Origin of the sequence: Isoptericola halotolerans (assembly GCF_003003075.1) — a bacterium.
GTDB classification, from domain to species: domain Bacteria; phylum Actinomycetota; class Actinomycetes; order Actinomycetales; family Cellulomonadaceae; genus Isoptericola; species Isoptericola halotolerans_A.
The window spans coordinates 14,777-28,144 of the sequence record NZ_PVTX01000012.1; the positions used below are offsets into that span (position 1 = coordinate 14,777).

Annotated in this window: 13 protein-coding genes; 9 read left to right on the plus strand and 4 right to left on the minus strand. The window is 73.4% G+C overall.

Annotated elements, in window-relative coordinates; translation table 11 throughout:
* From BCL65_RS15605 to BCL65_RS15630, 6 genes are all read left to right on the plus strand, one after another.
* On the plus strand, nt 1-786 hold the full coding sequence (locus BCL65_RS15605; RefSeq protein WP_243401115.1) for an SDR family NAD(P)-dependent oxidoreductase: 786 nt from the start codon (nt 1-3) through the stop codon (nt 784-786).
* A gap of 51 nt (nt 787-837) precedes the next feature.
* Nucleotides 838-2,028, plus strand: a complete 1,191-nt coding sequence (locus tag BCL65_RS15610) for an AI-2E family transporter (RefSeq protein WP_106269442.1) — start codon at nt 838-840, stop codon at nt 2,026-2,028.
* A gap of 42 nt (nt 2,029-2,070) precedes the next feature.
* Nucleotides 2,071-2,673, plus strand: a complete 603-nt coding sequence (locus BCL65_RS15615) for a GNAT family N-acetyltransferase (protein ID WP_106269443.1) — start codon at nt 2,071-2,073, stop codon at nt 2,671-2,673.
* A gap of 97 nt (nt 2,674-2,770) precedes the next feature.
* On the plus strand, nt 2,771-4,138 hold the full coding sequence (locus BCL65_RS15620) for a flavin-containing monooxygenase (RefSeq protein ID WP_106269444.1): 1,368 nt from the start codon (nt 2,771-2,773) through the stop codon (nt 4,136-4,138).
* Nucleotides 4,135-5,049, plus strand: a complete 915-nt coding sequence (locus tag BCL65_RS15625) for a bile acid:sodium symporter family protein (RefSeq protein ID WP_106269445.1) — start codon at nt 4,135-4,137, stop codon at nt 5,047-5,049. Before BCL65_RS15620 ends, BCL65_RS15625 begins: the two co-directional genes overlap by 4 nt.
* On the plus strand, nt 5,046-5,987 hold the full coding sequence (locus BCL65_RS15630; protein WP_106269446.1) for an NAD-dependent epimerase/dehydratase family protein: 942 nt from the start codon (nt 5,046-5,048) through the stop codon (nt 5,985-5,987). Before BCL65_RS15625 ends, BCL65_RS15630 begins: the two co-directional genes overlap by 4 nt.
* Nucleotides 5,988-6,058: 71 nt before the next feature.
* Here BCL65_RS15630 and BCL65_RS15635 read toward each other — a convergent pair whose 3' ends face one another.
* On the minus strand, nt 6,059-7,369 hold the full coding sequence (locus BCL65_RS15635; protein WP_125206567.1) for a lytic polysaccharide monooxygenase: 1,311 nt from the start codon (nt 7,367-7,369) through the stop codon (nt 6,059-6,061).
* 137 nt (nt 7,370-7,506) lie between these two features.
* On the opposite strand from BCL65_RS15635, the gene BCL65_RS15640 reads away from it, so the two are divergent.
* A complete protein-coding gene (locus tag BCL65_RS15640; protein WP_106269448.1) occupies nt 7,507-9,606 on the plus strand; it encodes a M3 family metallopeptidase in 2,100 nt (699 codons plus the stop codon).
* Nucleotides 9,603-10,946, plus strand: coding sequence for a M20/M25/M40 family metallo-hydrolase (locus BCL65_RS15645; protein WP_165800049.1), 1,344 nt, complete (start codon nt 9,603-9,605; stop codon nt 10,944-10,946). The genes BCL65_RS15640 and BCL65_RS15645 overlap by 4 nt, the downstream gene beginning before the upstream one ends.
* A gap of 4 nt (nt 10,947-10,950) precedes the next feature.
* On the opposite strand, the gene BCL65_RS15650 is transcribed toward BCL65_RS15645, so the two are convergent.
* A complete protein-coding gene (locus BCL65_RS15650) occupies nt 10,951-11,733 on the minus strand; it encodes a fructosamine kinase family protein (RefSeq protein ID WP_106269449.1) in 783 nt (260 codons plus the stop codon).
* A gap of 1 nt (nt 11,734) precedes the next feature.
* Nucleotides 11,735-11,941: a DUF5703 family protein gene (locus BCL65_RS15655; RefSeq protein ID WP_106269450.1), complete on the minus strand. Its 207-nt coding sequence runs from the start codon at nt 11,939-11,941 to the stop codon at nt 11,735-11,737.
* 71 nt (nt 11,942-12,012) lie between these two features.
* Between BCL65_RS15655 and BCL65_RS15660 the strand changes: the two genes are divergently transcribed.
* Entirely contained in the window at nt 12,013-12,342 is a 330-nt protein-coding gene (locus BCL65_RS15660; RefSeq protein ID WP_106269451.1) for a primosomal protein, read from the plus strand.
* 9 nt (nt 12,343-12,351) lie between these two features.
* Here BCL65_RS15660 and BCL65_RS15665 read toward each other — a convergent pair whose 3' ends face one another.
* Nucleotides 12,352-13,323, minus strand: coding sequence for an aldo/keto reductase (locus BCL65_RS15665; RefSeq protein WP_106269452.1), 972 nt, complete (start codon nt 13,321-13,323; stop codon nt 12,352-12,354).
* Nucleotides 13,324-13,368: the final 45 nt, after the last annotated feature.

Here is a 13,368-nt window from a genome sequence, read left to right on the forward strand (position 1 = left end):
GTGAACCGCGCGATCCAGGACCACCTCCGCCAGCTCTTCTGCCTGGACGGGCGCACCGCCGTCGTGACCGGCGGCAGCTCGGGCATCGGCCGGGCGATCGCGACCTCGCTGGCCCGAGCGGGCGCCGCTGTCGTCGTCGTGGCCCGGGGGCGTGCCGCGCTGGACGACACCGTCGCCGAGCTCACGACGGCCGGGTGCCGCGCCGCCGCCGTGCAGGGCGACCTCTCCACCCGGAGCGGAGTCCGAGCGGTCGCGGACGCCGTCGTCGAACCCTTCGGTGAGCCCGACGTCGTCGTGTCGAGCGCCGGGGTGAACCTCCGCCCGCCGATGGCCGAGATCGACGAGACCGTCTGGGACACCACGATGGCGGTGAACCTCGAGGCGCCCTTCTGGCTCGGCCAACAGTTCGCGCCCGGCATGGCCGAGCGCGGCTACGGCCGACTGATCCACGTCAGCTCGCAGCAGGCGCACCGGGCCTTCGTGACCAGCGGGGTCTACGGCGTCTCCAAGGGTGGTCTCGAGTCGCTGGCCCGTTCCCAGGCGGAGGCATGGTCGGCCCGGGGCGTCACCGCGAACACCCTCGTGCCCGGGTTCGTGCTCACCCCGCTCAACCAGCGTCTGCAGGGCGACCCGGAGCGCGTCGCGGCGCTCGCGGAGCGGACCTTCGTGGGCCGCAACGGCGTGCCCGACGACTTCGCCGGGGCGGCGGTCTTCCTCGCGAGCGCCGCGTCGTCCTACGTCACCGGGCAGTCGATCCATGTCGACGGCGGGTTCTCCGTGCACTGAGGCCCCCCGGGCAGCACACTGGGCACCACCCCGACCCCGGAGGGAGCGGCCGTGAGCGAGTCCGTCGAGAACGTCCCGCAGTGGTTGCGCACGACGGGCGGCTGGTCCTGGCGCCTCGTCGCGGTCGTGGCCGCGGTCGCGCTCGTGGTGTACGCGACCACGCAGGTGCAGGTCGTCTTCGTCGCGGTCTTCCTCGCGCTGGTGCTGACGTCGGTGTTCCGCCCGTTGGCGGACTTCTACGCCCGCGCCCTGCCCCGGGTGCTGGCGACGCTGTTCGCGTTGCTCAGCGGTGTGGTCGTCTTCGGCGGGCTGATGGCCTACGTCGTCGCTTCCGTGGCGGGGCAGTGGTCGCGGCTGGCGGGTGAGTTCGACTCCGGTGTGGAGCAGATCCTCGACTCGCTGCAGAACCTGCCGTTCGGCCTGTCGGTCACGGGCGAACAGCTCAACGAGTGGATCGACGCGGGACAGCAGTGGCTGGCGGACAACGCGGAGGACCTGGCCGGGCAGGCGGCCGAACGCGCCGGCTCGGTGGTCGAGGGACTGATGGTCTTCGCCCTGGCGATCTTCTGCACCGTGTTCTTCGTGCACTCGGGCGACCGCATGTGGCGCTGGTTCCTGCGGCAGGTGCCTGCTCGACAGCGCCGGAGGTGGCACGACGCGGCGGGAGCCGGCTGGTACTCCTTCTCGGGGTTCGCCCGCGGCACGGTCATCATCGCGTTCATCGACGGCGTCCTCGCCTTCGTCCTCCTGCAGATCCTGGGCGTCCCGCTCGCGGCCCCGCTGGCCGTCCTGGTGCTCATCGGCGCATTCATCCCGATCATCGGTGCCCCGCTCGCGATGGTCATCGCCGCCGTGGTGGCCCTGGCCGCGCAGGGCTTCGTCACGGCGCTCATCGTGACACTCGGCATCGCGGCCATCGGTCAGCTCGAGGGGCACGTCCTGCAGCCGCTCATCATGGGCAAGCAGGTGTCGTTGCACCCGGTGGTCGTCGCGGTCGCGGTGCTCTCGGGCACGGTGCTCGCCGGGATCCTCGGGGCCGTCGTCGCCGTGCCGCTCGTCGCGGTCGTGTGGACGGTCTTCTCCACGCTCCGCGGGGACCCGCCGGTCCCGCTGCCCGCCGACGCCGACGAGGGCAGTCCCGACCCGCCGGAACCGGGCGGTCGGGCGGAGGTGGCCGACCCGGGGGAGGACGGCGTCACGGCGGATCCGGTCGGGCCTCGGCAACCGCCCCCGCCGGCCTGAGGGGTGTTCGTCGCAGGCAGTGCGGGCTGGCAGGATGCGCGCATGGAACCGTTCGTCCTGCGCGACGCGCACGTCACGCTGTCCGTCCCGACCGCCGCGGACGTCGACCGGGTCGCCGAGGTGTGCGCGGACCCGGAGATCGCCGCGTGGACCGTCGTGCCGTCCCCGTACGTGCGCGCCGACGCCGAGGGCTTCCTCACGCGGATGGTCCCTGCCGGCTGGGCCGAGGAGACCATCTTCACCTGGGCTGTGCGGGCGCCGGGCAGCGTGGACGGCCCGGTCCTGGCCATGATGGGTATCACCCGGACGACGGGCGCGCCGGGACAGGAGCAGGCGGGGGAGATCGGCTACTGGACGGCGCCCGACGCCCGCGGGGCCGGTCTGACCACCGCGGCAGCTCGCCTGGCGGCCGACTGGGCGCTGGACCCGGAGGGGCTGGGCCTGTCGCGCTTGCAGTGGCAGGCGTACGTCGGCAACTGGCCCTCGCGACGTGTCGCCTGGAAGCTGGGGTTCCGGTTCGAGGGCACGCTGCGCCGCTACGGCCCCCAGCGCGGCGTCCTGCGCGACTCGTGGATGGCGTCGCTGCTGCCGCGCGACCCGCGCGAGCCGGCGGAGCCGTGGCCCGCCGAGGCCCCGCGGTCCTGATCCGGGGAGTCGGTCGGGCACTCGCACCTCGCCGGACCTCGTAGACTCCGTGCCGCGCCCGGACGGCCGGGCGCACCGGACGGCAGGAAGTGGAGCGATGGCGCTGCAACGCAGGGTCGCGGTGATCGGTGCGGGCCCCTCGGGCCTGGCGGCCGCCCGTGCACTGGATCGGGCCGGGCTCGACCTGGTCGGCTACGAGGCGCACGACGACGTCGGCGGTCTGTGGGACATCGACAACCCGCGGTCCACGGTGTACGACTCGGCGCACCTCATCTCGTCCCGCACCACGACGCAGTTCGACGAGCTGCCGATGGACTCGAGCGCGGACTACCCGGGCCACCGTGAGCTGCTGCGCTACTTCCGTACCTACGCCGACGTCTTCGACCTGCGACGGCACTACCGCTTCGGCACCCGGGTGGTCGCGGTCGAACCGGCCGACGACGACGCCAGCGGTGCCTCGGGCTGGCACGTGCACAGCACCGGGCCCGACGGCGCGACGACGGTCGAGCACGTCGGCCACGTGGTCATCGCCAACGGCACGCTCGCCGAGCCCAACGTGCCGACGTTCGACGGCGACCTCACCGCCGAGCTGCTGCACTCGAGCGAGTACCGCAGCGCCGACGTCTTCGCCGGCAAACGGGTCCTCGTGGTCGGCGGCGGCAACTCCGGGTGCGACATCGCCGTGGACGCCGTCCACCGGGCCGCCTCGGTGGACCTGTCGGTGCGGCGCGGCTACTGGTTCGTGCCGCGCTACCTGCTCGGGCGGCCCACGGACACCCTCAACCAGGGGCGCCCCCTGCCGGCGAAGATCAAGCAGGCCGTCGACTCCCGCGTCCTGATGCTCCTCAACGGTGACCCGCAAAGGTTCGGCTTCCCCGCGCCGGACCACAAGATCTACGAGTCCCACCCCGTGGTCAACTCGCTCGTGCTGCAGCACGCCGGTCAGGGTGACCTGAAGGTGCGCCAGGACATCCGCCGGTTCGACGGCGACACCGTGGACTTCGTGGACGGCACCACCGGCACCTACGACCTCGTGCTGCTCGCGACCGGCTACCGGCTCGACTACCCGTTCGTCGACCCGAAGCACCTCGCCTGGGACGGTCCGGGCTCCGGGGGAGCACCCGAGCTGTTCTGCAACATCGTGCCGCCGTCCTTCAACGGGTTGTTCGTCGTCGGGATGCTCGAGGCCTCCGGCATCGGGTGGCAGGGCCGGGCCGAGCAGGCCGAGCTGGTCGCGCGACTCCTCGCCGCGCAGGCCGCGGCGGACGACGGCGACGTCGCGGCCCGCGAGCGTGTCGAGGCGTTCCGCCGCCGGGTCGCCGGACGCTGGCCCGACCTCACCGGCGGCTACCGCTATCTCGGGCTGGAACGCATGAGCTACTACGTCAACAAGGACGCCTACCGCCGCACCGTGCGCGGCTACGTCCGGGACCTGACGGCTCCCGAGAGCGGAGACCGGCGATGAACATCGACGACGTCGTCGTGAACTTCTCGCCGGGCTCGCTGGTGGCGCTCAACATCGTGCTCGCCCTCATCATGCTCGGCATCGCCCTGGACACCTCACCGGCCGACTTCCGGGTGCTGCGCCAGGCACCGCGCGCCGCCGTGCTCGCCCTGCTCGCCCAGGTGGTCCTGCTGCCCGCCGTCACGTTCGGCCTGACGCTCGCCCTCGGCGTGCAGGCCTCCATCGCGCTCGGCATGATCCTCGTCGCGTGCTGCCCACCCGGCAACGTCTCGCAGATCCTCACCTACCGCTCCGGCGGCAACGTGGCGCTCTCCGTGTCCCTGACGGCGGTCGGCAACGCCCTCTACCTCGTGGCGATGCCGCTCAACATCGCCCTGTGGGGCAGCCTGCACCCCACCGGCCGCGACATCCTGGCCGAGGTCAGCCTCGACCCGGTCGAGATGATGCTCGACATCGTGCTGATCATCGGCGTGCCCTTCGCCGCCGGACTGCTCGTGCGCACCCGCTGGCCCGCGGTCGCCGCGGCCGTGCACAAGCCCGTGCACGTCGTCAGCATCCTCGCCCTGATCGGCTTCGTCGTGGCCGCGCTGGCCGGCAACTTCTCCGTCTTCGTCGGCTGGGTCGGGGTCGTCCTCGTCGCCGTCTTCCTCCACGACGCCGTCGCGCTCGGCCTCGGTTACCTCGCCGGCCGGGCCGGGAGGCTCGAGACCCGCGAGGTCAAGGCCGTGACCTTCGAGGTCGGCATCCGCAACGCGGCCCTCGGCCTGGGTCTCGTCATGACGTTCTTCGGTGGCATCGGCGGCATGGCCGTCGTCGCCGGCTGGTGGGGCGTGTGGGACATCATCGCCGGGCTCGCGCTCGCCACGGTGTGGGCACGACGCACCCGGGCCCGCGCGGAGGTGGCGGCATGAAGCGTGTCCTCGTCACGGGCGGCTCCGGCTTCCTGGGCTCGCACGCGGTCGCCGCGCTCGCGGCGCACGACGGCGTCGCCACGGTCGTCTCGGCCGACCTGCGTCCGCCGTCCCGGGCGCCCGACGGCGTCACGTCGGTCACGCTCGACGTCACCGACGCCTCGGCGGTGCAGCAGGCCGTCGCCGACCACCGGATCGACACGGTGGTGCACCTCGCGGCGATCGTGAACCCGGGCACCCTGGACGAGGCGGCCGAGCGGCGCGTGGACGTCGACGGCACCCGGCACGTGCTGGAGGCGTGCGTGGCCGGCGGCGTGCGGCGGGTGGTCGTCTCGTCGTCGGGCGCCGCCTACGGCTACCACGCCGACAACCCGGTGCCGCTGAGCGAGGACGACGCGCTGCGCGGCAACGACGAGTTCACCTACTCCCGGCACAAGCGGCTCGTCGAGGAGCTGCTCGCGACGTTCCGTGCCGAGCACCCGGAGCTCGGGCAGGTGGTCCTGCGGATCGGCACGATCCTGGGACCGGGGGTCGCCAACCAGATCACGGCGCTGTGGGACGCGCCGCGGCTGCTGCGCGTGCGGGGCAGCGAGGGGCCGTTCGTGTTCGCCTGGGTGGACGACGTCACCGGGGCGATCGTCGCCGGCGCCACCGGCGGGGCCACGGGGGCGTTCAACGTGTGCGGCGACGGTGTGATGACCGTCGCGGACATCGCCGCCCGGCTCGGCAAGAGGACCATCGACGTCCCCGCACAGGTGCTCGCCGGTGCCCTGCGGGTGGGCCGTGTGCTAGGTCTGACCGTCCACGGACCGGAGCGCGTCGGGTTCCTGCGGTACCGGCCGGTGCTGGACAACACGCGGTTGAAGGACGTTCTCGGCTACGCCCCGCGCCTGTCGAGCCGAGAGGCCTTCGACGCGTGGATCGCCCTGCGTGCGTGAAGCGCCGCGACGCCGGTCTCCTGCCCCCGTGCGGGCAGGAGACCGGCGCCGGGCGGGTGGCCCGACCCTGCTCAGGCCGCTGAGCAGACCGCGCTGAGCGCGTCCGGGTCGCCGCTGCCGATGAAGCCGGCGGACGTGGAGGCTCCGGCCGCGAGGCTGCCGTTCCAGCTCACGTTGGTGAAGACGTTGCCGGTGACCTGGGCGCTCCACGCCTGGTCGACGGTCACGCCGTCGACCGTCACCTCCCAGCCGGTGAGCGGGTCGGCACCTGCGGTCACGACCAGGTCGGCCTGGTAGCCGCCGCTCCAGGCGTTGACCACGCTGACCTCGGCGGTGCAGTCGCCGGCGGGCGGTGGGTCGTCGTCCTCGGCGGCGGTGGTGAAGGAGACGGCGTCTGTCGTCGCCGAGACCTCGCCCGTGTTGTCGTTGCGCGCCTGCACCGCGACGGAGTAGGTGGTCTCGGGCTCCAGGCCGGTCAGGTCCACCATCGGCGAGCCGTCGGTGGAGGCCAGCACCTCGCCCGAGGCGGGGTCGACGACGTCGTAGCCGGTGATGCAGCCGTCCTGCGCCACCCCCCACATGAGGTGCGCGCTGGTGGCGTGCACGTCGGACGCCATGACGTCCCCCGGGACGCCGGGCGACTCGTCGGGGCAGACCGGGTCGCCGCCGTCGTCCGGGAGGTCCCCGTCGATCCCGGTGACCTCGCCGTCGCCGCCGTCGAACGCGACGTCGGAACAGCTGTAGAAGTTCTCGTTGCTGTCCGAGCGCACCCAGTGGGTGAAGACGATGTGGTCGCCGCTGCGGTCGGCCGGCAGCGTCACGTCCCAGTAGTAGTAGTTGTCCCCGCCGGGGCCGCCCGTGTCGGGCGGGTTGGTCGCGGAGTCGATCAGCTCGAGGTCGCTCCACGCCAGCGGGCTCCCCGGGTCCCAGCCCTGCTCGGTGACGTAGACGTCGAACCGTCCGGGGTGCTCCGCCCAGTTGTTGTGCTGGAACTCGTACGTCGCACCGGCCGTGAGGTGCGTCGTCGGCCAGTCATCGCGCACGGCGTTGAAGCTGGAGAAGTCGTACGGGCCGTTGCCGCCGCCGTCGCAGATCTGACCGTCGGGGATGTACCCCTCGGTGCGGCCGGCGCCGTTCGAGTCCAGGTTGCCGAACCAGTTGTAGAACGCCGCCGTGCCGTCCGCGGCGTAGGCGTCGGCGCACGCCGGGTTCTGGGGGTCCACGCTGCCGGACGCGGTGAGCCCGTCCAGGTAGCAGAGGTACTGACGGCTGCCGGGGAACACCTCGGCGCCGTGGGCCTCCGCGGGGGCCGGCGCGGTGGCCACCACCAGTCCGGTGGCACCCACCAGCGTCGCGACGGCCAGGGCTGCGAGTCTTCGCATGTCGAGCTCCTTCACTCGGTGCGGGCAAGATCACCTCGACGGTGCCGGACGGCCGTCGTGACCGACAGCCACCAAAACGTTTCGGCGCTCCGCGAGGTGGCGGCAGGGCGCCCGCGCCGATGCGGTTGGATGGGCAGATGGCCCTTGCCCCGGACAACCCCTTCGCCCACGTGTCGACGCTGCCCTACGAGCTGCCCGACTTCGCCGCGATCCGCCCCGACCACTACGAGCCGGCGATCCGAGCCGGCATGGCCGAGCACCGTGCCGAGGTGGAGACGATCGCCGGCGACCCCGAGCCGCCGACGGTCGCGAACACGCTCGTCGCCCTGGAACGCTCCGGCCAGCTGCTGCAGCGCGCGCTGCTGGCGTTCCACAACCAGCTCTCCGCGGACGCAACGCCGGTGCTGGAGGCCGTCCAGGAGCGGGTGGCGCCGCTGCACGCGGCGCACCGCGACGCCATCCTGCTGGACCGCCGGCTGTGGGAGCGCCTCCGGGCGCTGCAGCACGCCGCCGACCGGGGCGAGGTGGTGCTCGAGCCCGACGCCGCGTGGCTGCTGCACACGCGGCTGACGGATCACCGCCGGGCCGGCGTCGAGCTGAGCGACGACCAGCAGGCGACGCTGCGCGGCCTGAACGTGCGACTCACCGAGCTGGAGGCGGAGTTCGGGCGGAAGCTGCTCGCGGGGGAGAAGGCCGCCGGGGTCCTCGTGACGGACCCGGCCGAGCTCGCCGGCCTCCCGGCGGACTCCGTGTCCGCCGCGGCCGCGGCCGCCACGGAGGCCGGCCACGACGGCGCCTGGCTGCTCACGCTCCAGCTGCCCACGAGCCAGCGTGTCCTCGCGGCGCTCCAGCGCGCGGACGTGCGCGAACGGGTGCAGCGAGCCAGCGAGTTGCGCGGCACCCACGGCGACGAGCACGACACCCGTGCCACGCTGCTCGAGACAGCGCGCCTGCGCGCGGTCCGGGCCCAGCTCCTCGACTACCCGCACCACGCCGCCTACGTCGCCGAGGACAGCACGGCCCGGACCGCCGACGCGGTGCAGGCGATGCTGTCCCGGCTCGCGCCGGCCGCCGTCGCCAACGCCCGCACCGAAGCCGCCGAGCTCGCGGCGCTGCTGCCGGCCCGGGCCGGGTCCGGACCTCGGGACCTGCGGTCCGCGGACTGGAGGTACCTCTCCGAGGTGCTGCGGGCGGAGCGCTACGCGCTGGACGAGGCGGCGCTGCGGCCCTACCTCGAGCTGGAGAAGGTCGTGCGCGACGGTGTCCTCGAGGCTGCCCGGCGTCTGTACGGGCTGTCGTTCGTCGAACGCCACGACCTCGTCGGCTACCACGACGACGTGCGGGTGTTCGAGGTGTTCGACGCCGACGAGCCCGGCGAGCCCGGCAGCGGGCTCGGGCTCTTCCTCGCGGACTGGTATACGCGACCGTCCAAGCGCGGCGGCGCCTGGATGAACAACCTCGTCGACCAGAGCGGCCTGCTGGGGCGGCGCGCGGTCGTGGTCAACAACCTCAACATCACCCGGCCCGCCACCGGAGCGCCCACGCTGCTCTCGTGGGACGAGGTCATCACGCTCTTCCACGAGTTCGGCCACGCGCTGCACGGTCTGCTCTCGGACGTGCGGTACCCGTCGCAGTCGGGGACCGAGGTCCCGCGGGACTTCGTCGAGTTTCCCTCGCAGGTCAACGAGATGTGGGCCTGGGACCCGGAGATCCTGCGGTCGTACGCCGTCCACCACGCCACGGGCGAACCCCTGCCGCAGGACCGGGTCGACGCCCTGCTGGCCGCGCGGCGGTGGGGAGAGGGCTTCTCGATGACGGAGTACCTGGCGGCGTCGCTGCTCGACCAGGCGTGGCACCGCCTCACGCCGGACGAGGTGCCCACCTCGGCCGACGACGTCGCCGGCTTCGAGCAGGCGGCCCTGGCGGCTGCCGGGGTGGACCTGCCCGCCGTCCCTCCGCGCTACCGGAGCACCTACTTCAACCACGTGTTCGGCGGTGGCTACGCGGCGGGCTACTACTCCTACGTGTGGTCCCAGGTCCTGGACGCGGACACGGTGGAGTGGTTCACCGAGAACGGCGGGCTGACGCGGGCGAACGGCGAGACGTTCCGCCGTCGTCTCCTCGCCCGGGGCGGGTCGCAGGACCCGCTGGCCTCCTTCCGCGACCTGCGGGGGCGCGACGCCCGCATCGAGCCGCTGCTGGTCCGCCGGGGCCTGGGTACTACGGTGACACGGTGACTGCGACGCGCTCCGTGGAGAACCAGCCCACCGCCGAGGACGAGGTCGTCGGTATCTGCCAGGACCTGCTGCGGATCGACACCTCCAACTACGGCGAGAACCGGGGCCCGGGGGAGCGCAAGGCGGCCGAGCTCGTGGCCGGGCTGCTCGCCGACGTCGGTCTGGAGCCCGCGCTGTACGAGTCCGCCCCGGGCCGGACCTCCGTCGTGGCGCGCTTCGCCGGCGAGGACCCGTCGCGGCCCGCGCTCGTGCTGCACGGGCACACCGACGTGGTGCCCGCCGCCGCGGCGGACTGGTCGGTCGACCCGTTCGCCGGCGAGGAGATCGACGGGCTGCTCTGGGGACGCGGCGCCGTCGACATGAAGGACATGGACGCCATGATCCTCGCGGTCGTGCGGCAGATGGCACGGGAGGGTCGCCGTCCGGCGCGCGACGTGGTGATCGGGATGTTTGCCGACGAGGAGGCGGGCGGCGTCCTCGGCGCTCGCTGGCTGGTCGACCACCACCCCGAGGTCTTCGAGGGGGCCACCGAGGCGATCAGCGAGGTCGGCGGCTTCTCCGTGGACGTCGGGGGCCGCCGGGCCTACCTGGTCCAGACGGCGGAGAAGGGGCTCGCCTGGCTGCGGCTCGTGGCCGACGGCCGGGCCGGGCACGGATCGCAGGTCAACCACGAGAACGCCGTCACCGAGCTCGCCGCCGCGGTGGCGCGGATCGGCAAGCACGCCTGGCCGTACACGCTCACGCCCACGGTGGAGCGGCTGCTGCAGGGCGTGGCGGACCTGACCGGCCTGCCCTTCGACCGGGAGGGGGGAGCGGACCCGGACCAGGTCGACGCCCTCGTCGCGGCGCTCGGCCCGGCCGCGAAGTTCGTCGGCGCCACGGTGCGGCACACCACCAACCCGACGCAGCTCGACGCCGGCTACAAGGCCAACGTGATCCCGGGCACGGCGTCGGCGACCCTGGACATGCGCACGGTGCCCGGCCACGACGCCGAGGCCATGGGGGTCCTGCGCGAGCTCGCCGGACCGCACGTGCGGATCGAGCCGATCCACACCGACCGTTCGCTGGAGGTGCCCTTCACCGGCGGGCTGGTCGACGCGATGGTCGACTCGCTGCACGCCGAGGACCCCGGCGCCGCCGTGCTGCCGTACACCCTCTCGGGCGGCACCGACAACAAGTCCTTGGCGCGGCTGGGCATCACCGGCTACGGTTTCGCGCCGCTGCGGCTGCCGGGGGACCTGGACTTCGCGGGGATGTTCCACGGCGTCGACGAGCGGGTGCCCACCGACGCGCTGCGGTTCGGCACCCGGGTGCTCGACCGGCTGCTGGCGACCTGCTGAGCCGTCAGGCGGCCAGGTCGGCAAGCTCGGTCAACGACCGCCGGGTCGCGTCGACGTAGCCGCCACCGAACAGCACGGCGTGGACGGCCAACGGGTAGAGCTGGTGGAGCGGTACGCGTTCCTGCGCCCCTGGGCCCAGCGGGTGGACCTCGGTGTACCCGGCGAGGATCGCGTCCAGGTGCGGTGCGCCGAACAGGGCGAGCATCGCCAGGTCCGCCTCGCGGTGCCCGCCGTGCGCCGCCGGGTCGATGAGCACGGCCTCGGGCACGCCCGCGGACTCCGACCAGAGCACGTTGCCCGACCACAGGTCCCCGTGCACGCGCGCGGGCGGCTCGGCCGGTCCGGCGAGGTCCGGCAGCCGCTCGCACACGCGCTCGAACACGGCCTCGTCGTCGGGCCCGAAGATCCCGCGGCGCCGGCCCTGGGCCAGGACGGGCCGCAGGCGCGCGTCGGCGTAGAACGTCGGCCAGTCGGTCCACGACCCGGAGACCATCTCCAGCGGGTCGTCGAGCGGCCCGAACCACCCCGCGTCGGCGCCCGGAGGGAGCGCGCCGAACGCCGGTGCCCCTGCCTCGTGCAGCACCGCCAGCCGCCGGCCGAGGTCCCGCGCCGCGTGGGCGTCGGCGGCACCCGGTGCGACCCTCTCGAGGTCGAGGTGCCCGGGTCCGACGTCGAGCACGCTCGCCACCCGGGGACCGCCGTCGACGACGAGCCAGCGCAACCCGGCCGCCTCGGTGGCGAAGAACCCCTGGGGCGCGCCGTCGCGCGACTTGCGGAACGCGTCCACCTCAGAGCGTCGAGGTCGCGCGGATGACCTTGCGCCGCAACCACACGCGTCGCTCGCCGCCGAGGTACAGGCGGGTGCGGGCCAGCTCCCAGCGGCCGTACTCGGCCTCGTCGGTGAGCATCCTGCGTGCGTCCGGCACGGACGTGCCCCGGTCGATCGTGACCACGCGGTACTCGTACTGCCCGTGCTTGCGCCAGCTCGATGCCATTCGTCGCCTCCCAGTGACCGTCCGGCGATTTCGTGTGCCCATTGTGCCCCGCATGGCGCTACCGTCAGAGCATGACCGCTGATCCGCGTGCCGCGTTGGACCGCTTCGTCGCCGCTCTCGAGGGGCACTACCACGCCGTGTCCTCCCGCCGGAGCGAGGAGGACCCGGCCGTCGACGACGCCTACGAGGTGCTCGCCGACGCCTTCGAGGTGTACGAGGACGCCCTGGCCCAGGTGTACACCGAGGTGACGCCCTTCTACCTCGACGACGACGATGACGACGGCGAGGACGAGGACGACGACCGCGACGACGACCACGACGGAGATGACGACGGAGATGACGACGACAGTGACGAGGACGACGGCGACGAGCTCGACGTCGAGGTGACCCGCAGGCGCTGAGCCTGCCGACTACCAGCGCTCCGGGTAGCCCGGGACGACGGCGGAGACGTCGTCGAGCGCCGCGTGGACCTCGCTCGGCAGGACCAGGTCGACGGCGTCGAGCGTGCCCTTGAGCTGCTCCGGCGTCCGGGCACCGACGACGGCCGACGCCACGGTGGGGCGAGCCAGCAGCCACGCGAGGGCCACCTCCAGCGGTGCCCGGCCGAGGCCGTCGGCGGCCGTGACGACCGCCTCGGCGACCGCCGCGGCGTCGCGGTCCTCCAGGTACTGCCCGACGAACCCGGCGAGATGGTCCGAGGTGGCCCGGGAGCCCACGGGGACCGAGCGGCGGTACTTCCCGGTGAGCATGCCGCGACCGAGCGGCGACCAGGCGAGCACGCCGAGACCCAGGGCCTCTGCCGCCGGGACCACCTCCCGCTCGACGCCGCGCTGCAGGAGCGAGTACTCGGTCTCGAGGGCGGCCAGGCCGATGCCGTCACCGGCCTCCAGCAGGGTGGCGGCCCGTGCCGACGCCCAGGCGGGGAAGTTCGACAGACCTACGTACCGCGCGCGGCCGGAGGTGACCGCGAGGCGGAGCGCCGAGACCGTCTCCTCCAGCGGCGTCGTGGTGTCCGGGCACGCCACGAGGAAGAGATCGACGTGGTCGACGCCCAGGCGGACCAGCGAGGCGTCGAGGTCCGCGAGGAGCGACCCGCGGGACGCGTCGCGGCGAGGGCCCGCCGGACCGTGTCGTACGCCTCCCTTGGTGCACAGCACGAGCTCCTCGCGGGGGACCGTCCCGGCGAGCTGCTCGCCGAGGACGCGCTCGGCGTCGCCGTCACCGTACGAGGCGGCGGTGTCGACCAGGGTGCCACCGGCCTCGACGAACGACCGCAGGATCGCCGCCGCGTCCACGGCGTCCGTGTCCCGCCCCCAGGTCATCGTGCCGAGCCCGAGCGCGGAGACGCGCAACCCCGAGGCGCCCACCTGCCGTCGTTCCATGCGCGGAACACTACCGGCGACCGGTGCGGCGGGCCGGGTCCCGCG